Origin of the sequence: Pseudonocardia sp., from assembly GCF_025965585.1 — a bacterium.
Taxonomy (GTDB): Bacteria; Actinomycetota; Actinomycetes; order Mycobacteriales; family Pseudonocardiaceae; genus Pseudonocardia.
Genome location: NZ_JAOPWR010000504.1, coordinates 1 through 19,077, shown reverse-complemented (window position 1 = coordinate 19,077; position 19,077 = coordinate 1). Strand labels below are relative to the sequence as shown.

Here is a 19,077-nt window from a genome sequence, read left to right as displayed (position 1 = left end):
TCATGACCGCGGTCGGGACACTGGCGGGAGCGTCGGCGCTCGCGGCGTGCTCGCCCGGCGGTGGCTCGACGACGGGCCAGTCGGCGGCCCCGGCCTCCCTCGGACCCCGTCCGGCTTCACTGAAGTTGTTGAACGCGGGATCGCAGTCGGACGCCGATGGCGTGCAGAGCGTCCTACCGATGTTGAAGGACGTGCTCGGCATCACGGTGGAAATGGAGAACATGCCGTATGAGTCGTTGCAGGCCAAGACGTTTGCAGAGTTGGCCGCCGGCTCTCCGGCGCACGACATCTACATCATGGACACCCCCTGGACACCGACCCTCACGCACGTCCTCGAACCGCTGAGCTCCTATCTGAACAGTCCGACGCTGAACGACAAGATCGATCTGAATCCTGGTGACTTCATCTCCAAAGTGTTCTACGACACCTCGGTGTACCAGATCGACAACCCGTCGATTCACTTCCCGGACGGCACGGCGCCCGTCGATGTGAACAACATCGTGTCGAAGAACTTCGAGATCCTGGGTTTGCCGATCCAGTCGAACGCGCTGACCCTGGCCTACCGAAAAGACCTGTTCGAGTCCGCGACGGAGAAGGCGGCGTTCCAGGCGCGTTTCGGCCGCGAACTGGCCCCGCCGGTCACGTGGGACGACTTCATCCAGGTGGCGCAGTTCTTCACCCGCCCGGCACAGGGTATGTACGGCACGACGGTGCTCGGTGGCACGCAGGAAGGCTGGGACTTCTGCGACTTCAAGACCATGGTCGGGTCCTTCGGTGGTGATGGACACATCATCAACGAGAACCTCGGCGTGGTATGCGCAACCCCCGAGGCGATCGCGGCGTGGCAGCTCTACGTCGACCTGATCCAGAAGTACAAGGTCACGCCGGCAAACGCGACGACAGCCGGCTGGGACCAGGCGATCGCGACCTTCAGCTCGGGCCAGTCGGCGATGACGTGGAACTACGGTCCGCAATCGCTGAGCTCGAGCGTCCAAGGTGGCGAGATCGGCTATGCGCTCATGCCGAAGAAGGTCACCAACGCTCCCCACTTCGGTACCTGGCAGTTCTCCATCCCGGCCCGGCTCGACCCGAACAGGAAGGCGTGGGCCTACCGTGCCATCGCCTGGCTCACAAGCAAGGACGCCCAGATCGCCATGCTGCCCACCCAGCTGCACGCCACGCGCGCCTCCGTGTTCGACCAGGCCAAGAACGACCCGCAGATCACAGCGAAGTACGGCAACTTCTACTCCGTGCTCGAGCAGTCGTTGACGGTGGGCGTCGGCCGTCCGCGCGTCAAGAACTACACGCAGGTCGTCCAGCCGATCATCGAGAAGCTGAACCTGGCCGAGACCGGCTCGGGCAGCGTCAGCGAGCAACTGAACGCGGCAGCTCAGACGTCCGTGCAGACGCTTCAGTCGATCGGCTACAGCAACGCCCGGGTCGGGGCCTGACGAGCACCCGGTCGTGCGCCGGCTGATCCACATGACGGCCGGCGCACGATCGCAATGCTCCGTGGCAGGAAAGCGGAGTGGGCAGGCAAGCGGAGTGGAAGGTATGCAGGTGATACACGAGGGCTTCAGACAGGCGGACGAGTCCAGGGGCTCACCCTCAGGTCCGGGCGAGGCCGCCGTGGCGGCGCCGTCCCCGGCCGGTTTGCCGGCCCGGCCACGGCGCAATCCATTCCGTGGTTCGACGGAAGGCTGGCTGCTGACCCTGCCGGCACTGGCAGTGCTCGTCGCCATGACACTCGTCGCGGGTTTGTATGTCTTCTACATCAGCCTGTACCATGTCGACAACTTCGGCGGGGGCAGTACATTTGTCGGCCTGCGCAACTACACCGATGCCTTTCGCACCTATCACTTGCTCGGCGACCTGATTCGCACGATCGGCTTCGTCGTGGTTGCAGTTCTCCTTGAACTGCTGATCGGAGGCTTTCTCGCTTTCCAGCTCGCCAAACGATTCCGTGGCAACGGCTTTGTCGGCATCCTGATGCTCATCCCGTTCGCCATGACCCCGGCAGTCAGCGCCATGATCTTCCGGATATTGCTCGACCCGTCGTCGGGCTGGGTCGACCACTACATGCAGAGCTGGGGGCTGACCTCCCAGCCCATCCAATGGCTCTCCAATGCTCCGATGGCCTGGATCGGCCTCATCGCACTGGACGTGTGGTCGTGGACGCCGTTCGTCGCGTTGATCCTGCTGGCCGGAATCCAGAGCCTTCCGCGCGAGGTGCTCGAAGCCTCGGCGATGGACGGTGCGAGTTCCTGGAAGCAGCTGCGGTACATCACGCTGCCGTTGCTCACCCCGTTCATCGCCATTGCGGGCGTGCTCCGCACCATCCAGGCCTTCAAGACGGTCGACAGCTTCCTCGTTCTCACGAACGGGGGACCGGGTGAGTCGACGACCGTCGCCAACCTCAGTGTGTATCGGCTCGTCGTGCAGAACTTCGATATCGGACTCGGTGCTGCGGTAGCGGTGGTCGTACTCGTCGTCCTGCTGGTTCTCACGCCGCTGCTCATGAGGATCGTCGGCAGGTACGCCGAACACGAAAGGGGGGCGAGTTGATGGCGAGCATCACCGCCACGGCCGCCTTGCGTTCCGACCGAGTGTCGCCGCGGAAGCGGCCCAGCTCCGCCACGGTCGCCGGCCGGATCGGACTCTTGCTGTGGATCGCGCTGTCGGCTGTACCGCTGCTGTTCATGGTCATCACGTCGTTCAAGCCTCAAAATCTTGCCCTCGCGAACCCGCCGGTGTGGAAGTTCGCTCCGACCGGGAGCAACTACACCGATATTCTCCAGGGCACCGGTGGCGCTCCGAACATGGCGCCGCTGCTCGTGCACGGGTTGATCGTGACCGGCGTCGTCACCGTCTTCACGGTTGCCTTCGGCGCACTCGCCGGTTACGGGCTCACCATCAAGACCTTCCGGCAGCGGCGTTTCCTGAGTTCATGGATTCTCTCGACGTACATGTTCCCGTCGATCGTGACGGTTGTCCCGGTCTTCTTCTTCGAGAGCAACATCGGAGTGCTCGGTACCTACCCGGGGATCATCATTCCGGAGATCGCCTTCAACCTGCCGATCGTGGTGTGGTTGGTGCGCCGCGGTGTCGAGGACATCCCGATCGAGATCGAGGAGGCTGCGATGCTCGACGGTTTGAGCCGGATAGGCATCCTGCGACGCATCGCTCTGCCACTGGCCATGCCGTCCATCAGCGCGAGCTTCATCGTCACCGCGATACTGGTCTGGAACGAGTTCACGTTCAGCCTGATGCTGACGAGTTCCGCCACCGAGCCGGCGCCGGCGGCCGTCCTCCAACTCACGGGCATGTACGGCACGCAGTGGGGCCTGCTGTGCGCCGCCTCGGTGGCGATTGCCGCACCGGCCATCCTTCTCGCACTGGTCGCGCGACGACGCCTCGTCAGCGGTCTGACCTTCGGCGCGGTGAAGTAGGGCGCAGTCCCCGATCCTCAGCTGTCCACCGCAGAGCCCAGCAGGGCGACGTCGGGCAGAGCCTGGATGGCCAGCGCGAGTGCGCCGAGGGCGCCGGCGTCGCTGCCGAGCGTGGCCACCACGAGCTCCGTGGATACGACCATGCTGGGGAGGACGCCTCGGGTGTAGGCAGTGCGCACCTCCGGCATCACGATTGCCTCCGCCGCCATGAGTAGGCCACCGATCACCACCCGCTGGGGATTGAGCAGGTTGACCGCCATCGCGAGCGCCCTCCCGATCGCCGCGCCGGCGTCGGTCAGCGCCTGGGCGCATCCGGGGTCGCCGGCCTCTGCGCGGGCGATCACCTCGGCGAGTGTCGACACGTCGGGGCAGGTGACGCGGGCGGCGTCGAGCACCGCCGGAACGGAGCTGAGCGCCTCGAGGCACCCCCGGTGGCCCCACCGACACAGCGGCCCATCCGGGTCCAGGACGATATGACCGATCTCGCCCGCGAACCCCCCTGCGCCGCGGTACATCCGGTCGTCCAGGATCAGTCCCGCCCCGACCCCGTCGCCGACCTGCACATAGAGCAGGTCGCTGCAACCGCTACCGGCGCCAAGGCTCCACTCCGCCAAGGCAGCGGCATTCGCCTCGTTGTCGATGCATGCCGGGGCACCGAAGCGCGACGCGACCCACTCGGCAGGAAGCATCTCCCACCAGCCCGGCGCCGTTGCTCTTCTGATCACCGACAGGTCCCCGTCCGGGCGGGACGCCACAGGGGTGGGGATGGTCAGCCCGACCGAGACCAGTTGCTGGCCTTTCCCGGCCGTCGCCACCCCTTCCTCGGTCACCCGTGCGGCGATCTCGATGACCGCGGCCGGATCGGCTCCGCTCGGGATCGGTGCGGTGGCCGCGTGCAGTACCTGCGACGACAGGTTGCCCACCACAACCGTGAGATGGCGATGGTCGACCGCGATTCCGGCTGCGAGCCCGAGACTGGGCGAGAGCGACACCAGCTTCACGCGCCGGCCCCGCACGCCCTCGGTCACGTTGACCAGCCCGGCCCGGAGGGCGTCGGCCACGATGTTCGACACCGAAGCGGGCGACAGACCCGTCTTCCGCGCGAGTTCCGCCTGCGGCACCGGTCCGACGAACTGCAGTTCACGCAGCACCCGCAACCGGTTGGCGTGCCGGAGCGAGGGCAGATCACCGGTGCGCGTGCGTCGGGTCATGCGCCACCATCCCAGGACATCGGTTCGGCTGGACACTCGGGCGTCGCCGTGACGGTAATCGGACGATACGAAGTGATCCAACCTCGGAGGCTGCCGCGAGGTGCTGTGTGCAGGCTGAGATCACCCTATGGATCCTACTTGTGTTCACATCTTGACGCCAAACTTTGTAGACGGGAGACTACTTCCATCACGTGAGCTCGCCAGACAGCGGGTCGGTCCCGAGCGGCCGCGCACGGTCCGACGATCAAGACGGTCGAGACCGACCGCGCCCTGCGATGTGTCTCCGGCTCGGAGCCGTCGATGCAGAAGAGAGCTATGAGGTCATCCCATTGACGAAGGTCAACTTGTCGAAGCCGGTCGTTCAGGTCTCCCTCGACCTCACATCGCTCCAGGAGGCGCTCGAGACCGCGCAGGTCGCGGTCGAGGCCGGGGTGGACTGGATCGAAGCCGGCACGCCGTTGCTGCTGGCCGAGGGACTACATGCCGTCGAGGCGCTGAAGCAGCGATTCCCCGGCCACCCGATCGTCGCCGATCTCAAGACCATGGACGGGGGCTACCTCGAAGCGGAGATGATGGCCAAGGCCGGGGCGGACTTCGTCGTGGTCATGGGACGCGCGCACGACGCGACGATCCGGCGCGTCGTCGAGGCAGGCCGTGACTTCGGTGTCGCGGTGATGGGTGACAACCTCGGGGCGGCCGATCGGGTGGCCGAGGCCCGACGGCTCGCCTCGCTCGGCGTGGACGTCGTGATCCACCACATCGGGTACGACGAGCGCGGTGAAGCGCCCGGCCTGAGCCCCATGGACGAGCTGCTCGATGTCGTCGACCAGGCGGGCGTGCCCGTGCAGGCCGTCGGCGGCCTGTCCATCGAACAGGCCGTCAGCTGCCCGGACTTCGGAGCGCCGATGGTCGTCATCGGTGCGCCGTTGGCCATCGCCGCCGACAGCTTCAGCGCCAACAACAAGCAGCTGTACGCAGCATTGCACGACATCTGCAGCAGGGTGCACGGCCGCGACGTCCGCTCACCTGGTGAGGCTCGTCCGGCGGCGGCTCACGGATGAAGATCGCGGCCTTCCCGAAGTGCTACCTGGACCAGATCTCCGTCGCACGCACGATGACCGTCTTCGACTGGATCGAGGACGCGCGTTCGCTCGGTGCGGACGGCCTCGAACTCTACGAGGGCTTCTTCACCAGTCTCGACAGCGGCTACATCGCGACCATCGCCGACGCCCTCGACAACGCGGGTTTCGAGATGCCGATGCTGTGCTGCTCACCCGACTTCACCCACCCCGACGCCGACGCACGCAAGCGCGCCCTCGAGCGCGAGGCAGCGATGATGCAGGTCGCTCGCACGCTCGGTGGTCCCGGCGCGTCATGCCGGGTGCTCACCGGCCAGCGGCACCCGGGAGTGTCACTCGAGCGGGGTCTGGAATGGGCCGTGGACTCCATCACCTCGTTGATCCCCCTCGCCCGCGAGCTCGACGTCGTCCTGGCGATCGAGAACCACTACAAGGACGGTCAGTGGGCCTATCCCGAATTCGCCCAGCAGCAGGACGTGTTCCTCGAGGTGCTGGCCGCGATCGACGAGCGGAAGCACTTCGGCGTGCAGTACGACCCGTCCAACGCGATCGTCGCTGGTGATGACCCGATCGAGCTGCTCCGCCGAGTGCTCGACCGCGTGGTGACGATGCAGGCGAGCGACCGCTCTCTGGAGCCGGGCACGACTCTGGAGAGCCTGCGCGCGGCCGACGGTGGCCCCGGCTACGCCGCAGGCCTGAAGCACGGCGTCGTCGGACAGGGCCTCAACGACTACGACACGATCTTCCGGTTGCTCTCCGACGCCGGATACGACGGCTGGGTCAGTGTCGAGGACGGGATGAACGGCCTCGACGAGATCAAGGGGTCGATCGACTTCTTGAAGGTCATGCGGAACAAGTACTTCGGCGGCACGTCCAACCCCACGGAGGAGGAGACCCGGTGAAGGCATTGGTGAAGTGGGGGCTCGGCGACGGCGAGCTGGAGGTCCGCGACATCCCCGAGCCGGAGCCCGTCCGCGGTCGCGTCCTCGTCGAGGTGCACGCCGCGGGCGTGTGCGGCTCGGACGTGCACATGTGGCGCAATCACCAGAGTTGGGAGGTCAAGCTCCCCGTGGTGCTCGGGCACGAGATGGCCGGCGTCGTCGTGGACGCGGAGGAGACGACGGGGTTTCACGTCGGCGAGCGGGTGGTGTGCGAAACGGCCGCGCACGTGTGCGGCCGATGCCAGTACTGCCACAGCGGCAACTACAACCTGTGCCCCCACCGGCAGGGATACGGCGCCCTGGCAGATGGGGCGTTCACCCGCTACCTGTCGGTGAATCCCCAGATCGTGCACCGCATCCCGGACTCGGTGCCGGACCACCATGCTGCACTGGCCGAGCCGCTCTGCGTGGCGCTGAACGGGCTCGTCGAGCGTGCCCGGATCTCGCCGGGCGATGTCGTGCTCGTGCAGGGTGCCGGCCCGATCGGGATCATGGCGCTGCAGGTCGCCAAGGCCAGTGGCGCCGGCGCTGTCATCGTCTGCGGCACGGACGCCGACTCCACCAGGCTCGAGGTCGCCAGGGCCCTCGGCGCTGACGTCGTCCTCAACGTTGCGCGGGAGGATCCGCTGGCAGTGCTCAGGGACATGGGCGAGGGGTGGGGCGCGGACGTCGTGGTCGACGCCACCGGGGTCAGCGCGTCGCTGCAGCAGGCCATGGAGTTCGTCCGGCCCATGGGGCAGATCGCCAAGATCGGCTGGGGACCGCAGCCGCTCGGGTTCTCGCTCGACCCGTTGGTGGCCAAGGCGATCACCCTGCTCGGGTCGTTCAGCCACAACTTCCGGACCTGGGAGCGGTCCCTGGCACTGCTGGCGACCGGACAGGTCGACCTCGACCCGGTGATCGGCGGCGTGTACGACGTCACGCAGTGGCCCGAGGCGTTCGACGCCATGCAGGCCGGCCGCAACGTCAAGTCCGTCCTGACGGGCTTCTGACCGATGAGTCGTGCCGAAGGCAGGACACCACTACGTGTCGCTGTCGCCGGACTGGGCGCCGTCGCACAGGCGGTGCATCTGCCGCTGATCAATCGGCGGCCGGACCTGTTCGAGCTCGTATCCGTCTACGACGCGTCCGCCGCCTTGCGTGCCGCCGTCGGCGATCGCTTCGGCGTGCCGACGACGCGGCGATACGCGTCCATCGACTCGCTGCTCGACGGCGAGGCCGTGGATGCGGTGATGATCTTCACCGGCCAGTCGCACGCACCGGCTGTGATCGCGGCGTTCAAGCGCGGCTACCCGGTGTTCTGCGAGAAGCCGCTTGCCTTCACTCGCGGCGAGATCGAACAGATCGAGGCGGCGGTGCCGGATTCCTCGATGCCATCGCTGCTGCTCGGTTACATGAAGCAGTACGACCCTGCTGTGACTGAGACGGCTCGGCGGTTGCGTGAGATCGACGACGTGCGTTCCGTCGAGATCACCGTGCTGCATCCGACCGGTGCATCGCAGCTGGACTTCGCGCGTCTGGTGCCCTTCGCCGGTGACGTCCCGCAGGCCGACGACCGGCCCGTCCACCGGGCTGCACTCGGCGAGCAGGACGATGCGGTCAACCGGCTCTACAGCGGCACGCTCCTCAGCAGCGTGAGCCACGACCTGTCGCTGCTGAGGCTGATGACGGGGCCGCCGACGACGATCGACTACGTCGACATGTGGCACGTGCCCTCGGTAGACAGGCGGCGCGACGTCGGTCGCGACACACGCGCGCTCGGGCAACATCCGCCGTCCATCGCGATCTCCGGCCGGTTGCCCGGGGACGCCCGGGTGTCGTTGCGGTGGCACTACCTGGCCGACTATCCGGCCTACCGCGAGACGGTGAGCATCCATCACGGCAACGGCACGCTCGAGCTGGCGTTCCCGTCGCCCTATCTGTTGCATGCGCCCACCGAGCTCACCGTGACCGAGTACATCCGCGGGTTCGAACGTCGCAGCGTGCACCGCTCGACGGCCGAGGCGTTCGAGCTGCAACTCGAGGCGTTCCACGACATGGTCACCGAGGGACGACGGCCCCTGTCCTCGATCGAGGACGGCCGGATCGATGTCGAGACGTGCCAGCAGATCATGGGCTGTTTCGCGTCCCGGACCGGACTCGAACTCGGCGGCGAGGCCGCGGCAGTGGCCGACCTGGAGCGGATGGACATCCCCCATCGTGCAGAAGCGGAGGCTCTCTGATGAAGGCAGCGCTGTTCCCCGGCAATGGAACGGTGGTCGTCGTCGATCGCGACGTGCCGAGGCCTGGGCCCGGTGAGGTGCTCGTCCGTACCCGGGCTTCCGCCATCTGCCGCAGCGACATCCACCTCTATCACGGCAACCCCGTGATCGGGGGGGACACAGCCGGCGCCGGCGCTATCGTCCCCGGGCACGAGCCCGCCGGCGAGGTGGCGGAGCTCGGGGAAGGCGTCACCGGCCTCGGTGTCGGCGACCGTATCACCGGGTACCTGCCGATCGGCTGCGACCACTGCGAGTACTGCGCGAGCGGTTACCTGATGCTGTGCGCCCGATGGAAGTGTCTCGGCTCGGACGTCGACGGCGGCGACGCGGACTATCTCGTGCTCCCGGCGCGCAACTGCCTGCCGCTGCCGGACGAGGTGTCCTTCGTGGCCGGCGCGCTGATGACCGACATGTTCGGCAGCCAGTACCACACGCAGAAGCGCCTCGACGTCCGCGGCGGCAAGACGGTAGCCGTCTTCGGTCTCGGACCGATGGGGGCGGCTTCGATACTCGTGGCGAAGGCATTCGGCGCTGAGGTCGTGGCAGTCGACCTGATCAAGGAGCGGCTCGAGTTGGCGTCGACGCTCGGGGCAATGGCGACGGTCGACAGTCAGATCGATGACCCGGTCGAGGTGATCCGCGAGTTGACCGGTGGGCGCGGAGTGGACGTGGCGATCGACTGTTCCGGGGCTCCGCAGGCGCAGAACGCCGCGCTCGACGTCGCCTGCAAGCTGGGGGCCGTCGCGTTCGTGGGCGAGTCGCGCGCCACCGAGATCAACCCCAGCGACCAGATCATCCGCAAGTTGCTCAGGGTCGTCGGTGGCTGGTATTTCCCGCTCGGGGAGTGGGAGGAGATCGCGCGCCTCGTCGTGGAGAAGAAGCCGGCATTGGAAGGCCTGGTAACCCACCGGTACGACATCGCCGAGGCACCGGAGGCCTTCCGCGCGTTCGATCGACGCGAGACGGAGAAGGCCGTATTCACCTGGGCCTGACCATCACAAGCCGCACCGAAAGCTCAGCGACCTCAGAGACGAGGAGAGGCGATGTTCCGTTACGCCGCGGAGATCCTGCCCTATCACGACTACCCGCTCGAGGTCTCGATCCGCGAGCTCGCACGGCTCGGGTTCACCGAGGTCAACCTCTGGTCGGCCGCTCGACCACTTGCTGACCACGTCCAGCCGGGCGACGACGTGTCGAAGATCCGTGCGCTGCTCGACCGCTACGGTATGCGACCGTGTGGCCTCACGGCCTACGGCAATGACGTCGACGGGATGATCGCTCGCGTCGAGCTCGCGCGGGACCTCGGGATCGACACGATCATCTTCGACTGCGAGGCCAACTACTCCGATTTCGTGTCGACGTTCCTGCCGCCGATCGCAGCCGCGGCCGCACGCAACGGTGTGCGCATCGCGGTGGAGAACCACCTCGCCGTACCGTTCACCCCGGAGTTCGAATCCGGTGGCAACGAGAACAAGCGCTGGGAAGAAGCGGTCGACTCACTGGCCCAGATCAAGCGCCTCGTGCGCGAGGTGGACGACCCGAACGTCGGTATATGCCTCGCCCCACCGCACCTGTGGGTCATGGGCGAATCGGTGAGCGAGGCGATCACGTTCCTCGCCGAACGGAAGCGACTGTTCTACTACTACATCTGGGACATCGACCGGGCCTACAAGCACGGCGTGGACGGGCTGAACTTCGGTCCGGGTGAGAAACAGCTCGCGCGGCCTGACGGCACACTCGACCATGTCGTCACACTGGGCACGCTCAAGCGTGTGGGGTACGAGGGTCCGGCCAGCGTGAAGTGCCATGGCACGGCCGGCTGGCCGCTGGCCAAGGTGAACGCGGAGCTGGCGAAGGCGGACGCCTACGTCAAGCAGTGCGTGACGCGGATCTGACCACGTGAACCAGGCCGCGGTCGCAGGCAGGCCGCTCGGCGCGGCGGTAATCGGCACCGGCTTCATCGGCCGGGTACATGCCCGTGCCGCCAGGCTTGCCGGGGCGACGCTCGTCGGCGTCGGTGCTTCGAGCGCGGCGAAGGGCGCCACCGCGGCCGAGGAACTGGGGGCACGGCGTGTCTATCTGACGCCCGACGACGTGGCCTCCGATCCGCAGGTCGATGTCGTGCACATCTGCACGCCCAACGCACTCCACCTCTCCTACGCGCGCAGCGCGCTCGCCGCCGGCAAGCACGTGATCTGCGAGAAGCCGCTGGGCACCGACCTCGTCGAAGCACGGGAACTGCAGGAACGGGCCCGAGAGTCCGGCTTGGTCGCGACCGTGCCGTTCGCCTACCGGTACTACCCCTCGGTACGTGAGGCCCGGGCGCAGGTGCACGGCGGCCGCCTCGGCCGAGTGGGACTCATCCACGGCAGCTACCTGCAGGACTGGCTGGCGGGTGGTGCATCGACGAGTTGGCACCTCGATGCGGCGAAGAACGGCCGGTCACGCGCCTTCGCCGACATCGGCTCGCACTGGTGCGACCTCGTCGAGTTCGTCACCGGGGACCGCATCCGCAGGGTGTCAGCCGTCCTCTCGGGCTGGCCGGACGGCGACGCCGGCACGGGGCTGGGCGCCGACAACGTCGCCACGGTGCTGCTCGCCTTCGAATCCGGAGCCGTCGGCTCGACAGTGATCAGCCAGGTCTCGCCCGGCCGCAAGAACCGGCTGTGGGTCGAGTTCGACGGCACCGACGCGTCCGCCGTGTTCGACCAGGAAAGCCCGGACTCGCTGTGGCTTGGCCGACGAGACTCGGTGACCATCATCCCGCGCGGCGAATCCGGGCAGGCGGAGCAGGCAGCCGCTGTCAACATCGTCCCGCCCGGTCACCCGCACGGGTTCTCGGACTGCTTCGCCCTGTTCGTCGAGCAGAGCTACGCGGCGATCCGCGGACACTGGTCAGACGGGCTGCCGACATTCGACGACGGCGCCCGGGCGGCAGCCGTGGTCGACGCCGTGCTGCGATCGGCGAGCATCGGAGGGTTCGTCGCGGTCTAGCAAGTCAGTCCAGGTACTCGAGTTCAGGAGCACACGATGTCCCGTCCGTTCACGCTGTTCACCGGCCAATGGGCAGACCTGCCGTTCGAAGAGGTGTGCCGCCTCGCATCAGGATGGGGATACGACGGGCTCGAGATCGCGTGTTGGGGTGATCACTTCGATGTGGTCCGCGCCATGGAGGACGACGGCTATGTCGAGCAGCGGCTGGCGATTCTCGCGAAGTACGACCTGAGGGTATGGGCCCTCTCGAACCACCTGGCCGGTCAAGCTGTCTGTGACGACCCGATCGACGAGCGCCACCGGGACCTCGTGCTGCCGCGGATCTGGGGCGACGGCGATCCGGAGGCCGTGCGAAGGCGCGCGGCGGAGGAGGTCGAGCTGACCGCCCGCGCGGCGGCGAAGCTGGGTGTTCGGACGGTGGTCGGGTTCACCGGTTCGAAGATCTGGAAGACGGTCGCGATGTTCCCACCGGCGTCAGCGGCGATGATCGAGGACGGCTACCGCGACTTCGCGGACCGCTGGAACCCCATCCTCGACGTGTTCGACGAGGTGGGTGTCCGGTTCGCGCACGAGGTGCACCCTTCCGAGATCGCCTACGACTACTGGACCACGGTGCGTACGCTCGAAGCGATCGACAACCGCCCGGCCTTCGGACTCAACTGGGACCCCAGCCACTTCATGTGGCAGGACCTCGACCCGGTCGGGTTCATCCTCGACTTTCGCGACCGGATCATCCACGTCGACTGCAAGGACCTCAAGCGCAAGCTCGGTAACGGCCGCAACGGCCGGCTGTCGTCGCACCTGCCGTGGGGAGACCCGCGCCGCGGATGGGACTTCGTCTCGGCCGGGCACGGCGACGTGCCGTGGGAGGAGTGCTTCCGGGCGCTCAACACGATCGGCTACGACGGACCGATCTCGGTCGAGTGGGAGGACGCCGGAATGGACCGGCTGGTCGGTGCCCCGGACAGCCTTCGGTTCCTGAAGGCGCTGCAGTTCGAGCCGCCGGCGGCGAGCTTCGACGCGGCCTTCAACAGCCAGCGCTGAGAGCAGCCGTGGACCAGGCGGAGCAGATCACTCCCCCCGTCGCCCACCATGGCGAGGGCCCGGTCTGGTGGGTGGGGTGGGGCGGCCTGCGCTGGGTGGACATGCTGGCAGGCGACGTGCTGTCACTGGCGCCGGACGGTCAGGTCAGCCGCCGGCATGTCGACCGGGTCGTGGCCGCCATGCGTCCTCGCGCGGCAGGAGGATCGGTCTTCGCCGTCGAGCGTGGATTCGCCCTCGACGCCGGTGACGGATCTCCGCTGCGGCACCTCGGTGAGCTGTGGTCCGGCGCCGATGTGCGGTTCAACGACGGATCGTGCGATCCACACGGCCGGTTCTACTGCGGATCGATGGCGTACGACGAGGCAGCGGGTCGCGGTGCCCTGTACTGCCTCGAACCCGACCACACGACGCGGCTGATGTTCAGCGGCGTCACGGTGTCGAACGGTCTCGAGTGGGCGCCGGACGGCAGCCGGGCGTACTACGTGGACTCACCGACCCAACGCATCGACGTGTTCGACTACGACGCGGGGTCGGGCCTGAGCAATCGACGAACGCTCGTGGAGATACCAACGGCGTCCGGCGCACCGGACGGACTCACGGTCGACGCCGAGGGCGGTATCTGGGTGGCGTTGTGGGGTGGCCGCGCGGTCCACCGGTATGGCCCCGATGGGCGGCTCGACGCCGTCGTCCCGGTACCGGTCACCCACGTCACCGCGTGCACGTTCGGCGGGTCACAGCTCGACGAACTGTTCATCACGACGTCGCGGTCGGCCCTCGGACCAGCTGACGAGCCGCGGGCCGGTGCGCTGTTTCGCGTCGTCCCGGGCATCCGGGGACTACCGGCGCGAACCTACGGCGGCTGAAGTCCGTGTGGGAGCCACCGCTGACGCCCCTCGGGAATTCGCGGGCGCACCTGCGACTTGTCAGCCTGTGTGAGCCAGCCCTCCCATGCCGCCGTCGGCCTGCGCTCCGAACGCGGGCCGGTTCTGCTCGCGCTGATGGTCTCCACCGGCCTCATCGCGATCGACGCCACGATCCTGGCGACCGCGGTTCCCTCCATCGTCCGTGACCTCGGCGGGTACGCCCAGTTCCCGTGGCTGTTCTCGGTGTACCTGCTGGCCCAAGCGGTGTCGGTGTCGGTCTACGCCAAGCTCGCCGACACCTTCGGCCGCAAGCCGATCATGCTGTTCGGGATCGTTCTGTTCCTCGCCGGGAGTGTCCTGTGCGGCGTCGCGTGGAGCATGCCGGCCCTCATCGCCTTCCGCGCCGTGCAGGGTCTCGGCGCCGGCGCGGTCCAGCCCATGGCGATCACCATCGCGGGTGACATCTACACCGTGGCCGAGCGGGCCACCGCCCAGGGCTACCTCGCCAGCGTCTGGGCCATGTCATCGGTCGTCGGGCCCACGCTGGGCGGGGTGTTCTCACAGCTCGGGCTGTGGCGGTGGATCTTCTACGTGAACGTGCCGCTGTGTCTGCTGGCCGGCGTACTGATCATGCGCAACTTCCATGAGACCGTGCAGCGCCGCGAGAACCACATCGACTACCTCGGCTCGGTGCTGCTGACCAGCGGGATGACTCTCGCCATCCTCGGGGTGCTCGAGGGAGGCCAGGCCTGGGCGTGGAACTCGCCGCCGAGCGTCGCCGTGTTCGCCGCTGGGGCTGCGCTGCTCGTCGCGTTCACGTTGGCCGAGCGCCGCGCCGCCGAGCCCATCCTGCCGCCATGGGTGTTCAGCCGACGGCTACTCGTGACGACCACCTTTCTCGCCCTCGGTATCGGCGTCATGCTCATCGGGCTGACCTCCTACGTGCCGGCCTATCTGCAGTACTCGCTCGGCGTGCCCCCGCTCATCGCAGGCCTGGCCCTCGCCGCGCTCACCCTGGGCTGGCCGCTGTCGGCCGGCCTGTCCGGCCGACTGTTCTACCTGCGCCTCGGCTTCCGGCCGACCATTCTTGTCGGGCTCGGCCTCGTCATCCTCGGCACCGGGACGCTCGCGCTGCTCGCGCACTCGCCCTCGGTGGCCCTCGTCGCGGTCACGTGCTTCGTGACAGGCTTGGGAATGGGGCTGGTCGCAGCGCCCTCGCTCATCGCCGCCCAGGCCAGCGTCGACTGGCACGAGCGAGGCGTCGCTACCGGCACGAACATGTTCGCCCGGTCCATCGGGAGCGCGGTCGGCGCGGCGGGCCTCGGCGCCGTCGCCAACAGTGTCGTCACCGCCTCTGGCCGTCCCGGGACCGACCCGGTTGCCGCGACCGACGCCGGCGCCGCCGTCTTCCTGGCTGTGCTCGTTGCCGCCGCACTCACCGTCGTGGCCGGACTGCTCATGCCGAAGGTCTACGCCGCGACCGACCAGCTACCGATGGACCCTGCCGGCACAGACCCCGCTTCGGTGTGACTGCCACACAGCCGGCTCGCCAGATCCGGCCGCGGATCAACGCCGGTGCCGACGGGACGGCGCCGACCGAAGTGGCCCCACTGGCCGGGGACGTCTTGGGACGGGTCGGGGCGGCTCAGCCGGCTGATGGAATCAGCGCGTCCAGGAACGCAGCCAGACGGTGTGTGGCGACTGACGCAAGGCGGACAGCGTGGCGTCGGTCAGCACCCCGTCGGTGTCGGTGACGACGTAGCCGTGATCGTCTCGGGTGGACAGCGACTGGCCGACCACGTTCACCCCTGCCTCGGCGAGCAACCGGTTGATGCCAGCCAACACCCCAGGCACGTTCGCGTGCAGATACCCCGTCCGGAACACGCCCTGAGGTTGCGGCGTCACCACCTCCGGCAGATTGACCGAGAGTGCAGTGCCACCCGTCGTGACGAATCCGATCAGCTTGTTGGCGACGAAGTGTCCGATCTCCTCCTGCGCCTCCTGTGTCGAGCCGCCGACGTGGGGAGTGAGGATGACGTTGTGGAGGCCCCGCAGTGGCGAGTCGAAGGGGTCCCCCTGCGCCTTCGGCTCGGCCGGGAAGACGTCGATCGCGGCGCCGGACAGGTGCCCGGACAGGATGTGGTCCCGCAACGCGGCCTCGTCGACGACCATCCCGCGGGAGGCGTTGATGAACACCGCCCCGGGCTTCATCATGGCGAACTGGTCCGCGCCGAACAGCCCCGCATTGCCGGGGCGGCCATCGACATGGATGCTCACCACGTCCGCCGCTGCCAACAGCTCGTCCAGCGAGCCGACCCGCCTCGCGTTGCCGTGGGCCAACCGGTCCGCGGTGTCGTAGAAGATCACCCGCAGCCCGATCGCCTCTGCCACGTTGGACAGCTGGGTGCCGATGTTGCCGTAGCCGACGATGCCCAGAGTGCGGCCGCGGACCTCGTGGCTGCCCTTGGCCGACTTGTCCCAGATCCCCTCGTGCATCCGCTGGGTCTTCTCCGGCAGCCGGCGGGCCAACGCGACGATCTCGCCCACCACCAGCTCCACGACACTGCGGGTGTTGGAGAAAGGCGCGTTGAAGACCGCCACACCGCGGTCGGCCGCATCGGCCACGTCCACCTGGTTGGTCCCGATGCAGAAGCACCCCACCGCCAGAAGATCCTTCCCGGCCTCGAGCAGCCGTGGGGTGACCTTGGTGTTGGAACGGATCCCGAGCAAGGACACTCCTGGCAGCTGATCAAGAAGCTCGGCTTCGCTCAACGAGCCCGCGCGCACCTCGACCTCGAAGCCGGCGCGGCGGAACGCTTCTGTCGCGACCGGGTGGATGTTTTCCAACAGAAGTACCTTCACATGGCCAACCTAGTGCTCGACCACGAACCTTCGCCGGGTCATGCCGCTTTCGGTCGACCCCGGCGGTGGTGGCGTTCGCTGCGGATCCGGGGTCTCCACCGCCATCGACGTCAAGATCATCAGAACGCCGCGCGGGCATTGTCATCCGCCGCCGCCGGCGCCATTGCCGCCGTTCGCACCGCCGCTGTTGCTGCCTGGTGCGGTCGTCGTGCCGTCCGGGTTGTAGTAGGTGCCGGTGTTGGGGTCGTAGTACCCGTTGCCGCCGCTGTTGCCGTTGCCCTGGTTCGGGTCGTTGGGCGCAGTCGTCGTGGGCGGTTCGATGGCGACCGGGGTGGGGGCGGGCGGCGGCGTGCCGATCGGCACGAACGGTGAGAAGTGCTCGACGGGCGTGCCCTTCAGCGCGTCGTTCATGAAGCTCTGCCAGACCGCCCCGGCGAGGGTGCGTCCGTAGGCCGGGGCGCCGGAGCGGGTGCGGACGGGATCGGACTGGTCGGTGCCGACCCATACGGCGGTGGACAGCGACGGGGTGTAGCCGACCGTCCAGGTGTCCTTGTTGTCGTTGGTGGTGCCCAGCTGGACGGTTCCGGTCTTGCAGGCGTTGGGCCGGTCGTCGTCAAGGGCGATGCGGGAGGTGCTGGCGACGTCGAGCATGGACTCGGTGACGTTGCGCGCGACCAGTGGCGGGACGGCCTGGTCGCCGGCGGGTGGTGTGGTGTTGTCGATGAGGACCCGGCCGTCGGCGGCGACCACCTTGGCGACGATGTGCGGGATGTGGCGGACGCCGTCGTCGGCGAAGGTGGCGTAGGCCGAGGCCATGTCGACGGGGTGCACCTCCTGGTCGCCGAGGGAGATGCCGCCGTCGGCAACGGGGATCAGGTCGGCGGGGATGCCGGCCTGGTGGGCGGCGTCGGCGACCTTGTTCACGCCGGTCTGGATGCCGATCTGGTAGAAGATCGTGTTGATCGAGTCGGTCATGGCGGTCTTGACGGTGCAGTGGTCGCAGTTGACGCCGTCGGAGTTGCTGACGACCTGGCCGGCGATGGTCTGGGGCGATGAACCGTCGTAGGTCGTGCCGAGGCCGATGCCGCTGCCGGCCTGCAGTGCCGCGGAGAGCACGAACGGTTTGAACGCCGACCCGGGTTGACGCAGGGCCTGGGCGTAGTCGGTGCCCAGGCCCTGCGAGCCTCCGTCGTAGGCCACGATCGCCCCGGTCCGGGGGTCGACCGACACCAGTGCGGTGCGCAGGTCGGCGGGCTGGTCGTTCATGGTGGCGTTGACGGCGTCGACGGCCTGCTTCTGCTTCACCGGGTCGATGGTGGTGGTGACGGTGAGACCCTCGGTGTTGATCTGGTCCTCGGTGATGCCGGCCGCGGCGAGCTCTGCCTTGGCCTCGTCGTAGATGTGGTATCGGTCGTCGTCGGGCACCCCGCCGATGACGGGGGCGCGGGGCAGCCAGTCGGCAGGGAACACCTGTAGTTCCCGTTGTGCCGGGGTGATCCAGCCGGCCTGTGCCATGCCATCGACGACGTAGGTCCAGCGGGCCTTGGCCTGGGTGAGGTCGTTGGCGGGGTCACCGCCGGTGGGCGACTGGATGATGCCGGCGATCATCGCGCCCTCGGAGATGGTGAGCTGGCTGACGTCCTTGTTGAAGTAGGCCTTGGAGGCGGCCTCGATCCCGTAGGCGCCCCGACCGAAGTAGATCGTGTTGAGGTAGTTCTCGAGGATCTGGTCCTTGGTCTCCTGCTTGGAGATCTTAACCGCGATCACGGCTTCCTTGTACTTGCGCCACAGGGTGGCCTGGTCCTGGCCGGTGGCGTTCTTGACGTACTGCTGGGTGATCGTCGAACCACCACCGTCGCCGCCGCTGAGCTGGCTGACCAGCGCGCGCCCGATGCCCATGATGTCGAAGCCGGGGTTCGATCGGAACGTGCGGTCCTCGGCGGCGAGCACCGCGTTCTGCACGGTGATCGGGACCTTGTCGATGGTGACCTTGATCCGGTTGACGTTCTCCGGTCGCACGACGGCCAGCGGGGAGCCGTCGGAGAAGGTGAAGGTGGCGGTCTGGGTGAGGGAGGCGTCGTCGGCCGTGGGGACCGGGAAGACGATCCAGCCGATCACGAACGCGAGCAAGGGGCCGACGACGGCCACGCCCAGCAGTACCCATAGCCAGCGGCGCACCCGCTGCCGCGCGGTCCTGGCCCGCTCCGGTCCTCTTGGCCCGCTGCCGCCTGTCCGCGGTGCCGTGCGCTCGGCGACGGCCCGGGTCCGGCCGGCCAGGGCCGGTCGAGCCCCGGCGACGGTGGCGGGGCCGGCCTCGTGGTGGGTGCGCAGCGGCGTGCCGCCGCCCCGGTAGGGCGTTCCCGGTGGGCCTGC

The 19,077-nt window shown here is 67.9% G+C and carries 16 protein-coding genes; 13 read left to right on the top strand and 3 right to left on the bottom strand.

Features of this window, described 5'->3' with window-relative positions; all coding sequences use genetic code 11:
• The 3 genes from JWR81_RS30720 to JWR81_RS30710 form a co-directional block, all read left to right on the top strand.
• Positions 1 to 1,451 (top strand): ABC transporter substrate-binding protein (locus JWR81_RS30720; protein ID WP_297660932.1); only part of this gene is annotated, 1,451 nt, incomplete at its 5' end.
• 178 nt (positions 1,452 to 1,629) lie between these two features.
• Positions 1,630 to 2,565 carry a carbohydrate ABC transporter permease gene (locus JWR81_RS30715; protein WP_297660930.1) on the top strand — a complete coding sequence of 312 codons (936 nt, stop codon included), beginning with the start codon at positions 1,630 to 1,632 and terminating at the stop codon, positions 2,563 to 2,565.
• On the top strand, positions 2,565 to 3,449 hold the full coding sequence (locus tag JWR81_RS30710; RefSeq protein WP_297660928.1) for a carbohydrate ABC transporter permease: 885 nt from the start codon (positions 2,565 to 2,567) through the stop codon (positions 3,447 to 3,449). The genes JWR81_RS30715 and JWR81_RS30710 overlap by 1 nt, the downstream gene beginning before the upstream one ends.
• Positions 3,450 to 3,466: 17 nt before the next feature.
• Here the strand turns inward: JWR81_RS30710 and JWR81_RS30705 are convergent, their stop codons facing one another.
• On the bottom strand, positions 3,467 to 4,741 hold the full coding sequence (locus tag JWR81_RS30705; protein ID WP_297660926.1) for an ROK family transcriptional regulator: 1,275 nt from the start codon (positions 4,739 to 4,741) through the stop codon (positions 3,467 to 3,469).
• Between the two features lie 248 nt (positions 4,742 to 4,989).
• On the opposite strand from JWR81_RS30705, the gene JWR81_RS30700 reads away from it, so the two are divergent.
• From JWR81_RS30700 to JWR81_RS30655, 10 genes are all read left to right on the top strand, one after another.
• Positions 4,990 to 5,721: an orotidine 5'-phosphate decarboxylase / HUMPS family protein gene (locus JWR81_RS30700; protein WP_297660924.1), complete on the top strand. Its 732-nt coding sequence runs from the start codon at positions 4,990 to 4,992 to the stop codon at positions 5,719 to 5,721.
• Positions 5,718 to 6,641, top strand: a complete 924-nt coding sequence (locus JWR81_RS30695) for a sugar phosphate isomerase/epimerase (protein WP_297660923.1) — start codon at positions 5,718 to 5,720, stop codon at positions 6,639 to 6,641. The genes JWR81_RS30700 and JWR81_RS30695 overlap by 4 nt, the downstream gene beginning before the upstream one ends.
• On the top strand, positions 6,638 to 7,672 hold the full coding sequence (locus tag JWR81_RS30690; RefSeq protein ID WP_297660921.1) for a zinc-binding dehydrogenase: 1,035 nt from the start codon (positions 6,638 to 6,640) through the stop codon (positions 7,670 to 7,672). Before JWR81_RS30695 ends, JWR81_RS30690 begins: the two co-directional genes overlap by 4 nt.
• A 3-nt stretch (positions 7,673 to 7,675) precedes the next feature.
• The gene (locus tag JWR81_RS30685; RefSeq protein WP_297660919.1) at positions 7,676 to 8,902 is read left to right on the top strand and encodes a Gfo/Idh/MocA family oxidoreductase; all 1,227 of its coding nucleotides are present in this window, start codon (positions 7,676 to 7,678) and stop codon (positions 8,900 to 8,902) included.
• Entirely contained in the window at positions 8,902 to 9,933 is a 1,032-nt protein-coding gene (locus JWR81_RS30680) for a zinc-binding dehydrogenase (RefSeq protein ID WP_297660917.1), read from the top strand. The genes JWR81_RS30685 and JWR81_RS30680 overlap by 1 nt, the downstream gene beginning before the upstream one ends.
• Positions 9,934 to 9,984: 51 nt before the next feature.
• Complete coding sequence (locus tag JWR81_RS30675) at positions 9,985 to 10,836, top strand: sugar phosphate isomerase/epimerase (protein WP_297660915.1); 852 nt, start codon at positions 9,985 to 9,987, stop codon at positions 10,834 to 10,836.
• Positions 10,837 to 10,840: 4 nt separating this feature from the next.
• The gene (locus JWR81_RS30670; protein WP_297660913.1) at positions 10,841 to 11,935 is read left to right on the top strand and encodes a Gfo/Idh/MocA family oxidoreductase; all 1,095 of its coding nucleotides are present in this window, start codon (positions 10,841 to 10,843) and stop codon (positions 11,933 to 11,935) included.
• Positions 11,936 to 11,971: 36 nt separating this feature from the next.
• Entirely contained in the window at positions 11,972 to 12,979 is a 1,008-nt protein-coding gene (locus tag JWR81_RS30665) for a sugar phosphate isomerase/epimerase (protein ID WP_297660911.1), read from the top strand.
• Positions 12,980 to 12,987: 8 nt separating this feature from the next.
• Complete coding sequence (locus tag JWR81_RS30660) at positions 12,988 to 13,842, top strand: SMP-30/gluconolactonase/LRE family protein (protein WP_297660909.1); 855 nt, start codon at positions 12,988 to 12,990, stop codon at positions 13,840 to 13,842.
• A 69-nt stretch (positions 13,843 to 13,911) separates the two neighbouring features.
• Positions 13,912 to 15,372, top strand: a complete 1,461-nt coding sequence (locus tag JWR81_RS30655) for an MFS transporter (protein WP_297660907.1) — start codon at positions 13,912 to 13,914, stop codon at positions 15,370 to 15,372.
• A gap of 132 nt (positions 15,373 to 15,504) precedes the next feature.
• On the opposite strand, the gene serA is transcribed toward JWR81_RS30655, so the two are convergent.
• Positions 15,505 to 16,704: a phosphoglycerate dehydrogenase gene (serA, locus tag JWR81_RS30650; protein ID WP_297660905.1), complete on the bottom strand. Its 1,200-nt coding sequence runs from the start codon at positions 16,702 to 16,704 to the stop codon at positions 15,505 to 15,507.
• Between the two features lie 141 nt (positions 16,705 to 16,845).
• A partial coding sequence (locus JWR81_RS30645) for a transglycosylase domain-containing protein (protein ID WP_297660903.1) occupies positions 16,846 to 19,077 on the bottom strand: 2,232 nt, incomplete at its 5' end.

What these genes read in the sequence shown, in the direction of transcription:
- JWR81_RS30710 (WP_297660928.1), top strand. Translation starts at nt 2,565, where the DNA reads ATGGCGAGCATCACCGCCACGGCCGCCTTGCGTTCCGACCGAGTGTCG.
- JWR81_RS30695 (WP_297660923.1), top strand. Translation starts at nt 5,718, where the DNA reads ATGAAGATCGCGGCCTTCCCGAAGTGCTACCTGGACCAGATCTCCGTC.
- JWR81_RS30685 (WP_297660919.1), top strand. Translation starts at nt 7,676, where the DNA reads ATGAGTCGTGCCGAAGGCAGGACACCACTACGTGTCGCTGTCGCCGGA.
- JWR81_RS30680 (WP_297660917.1), top strand. Translation starts at nt 8,902, where the DNA reads ATGAAGGCAGCGCTGTTCCCCGGCAATGGAACGGTGGTCGTCGTCGAT.
- JWR81_RS30675 (WP_297660915.1), top strand. Translation starts at nt 9,985, where the DNA reads ATGTTCCGTTACGCCGCGGAGATCCTGCCCTATCACGACTACCCGCTC.
- JWR81_RS30665 (WP_297660911.1), top strand. Translation starts at nt 11,972, where the DNA reads ATGTCCCGTCCGTTCACGCTGTTCACCGGCCAATGGGCAGACCTGCCG.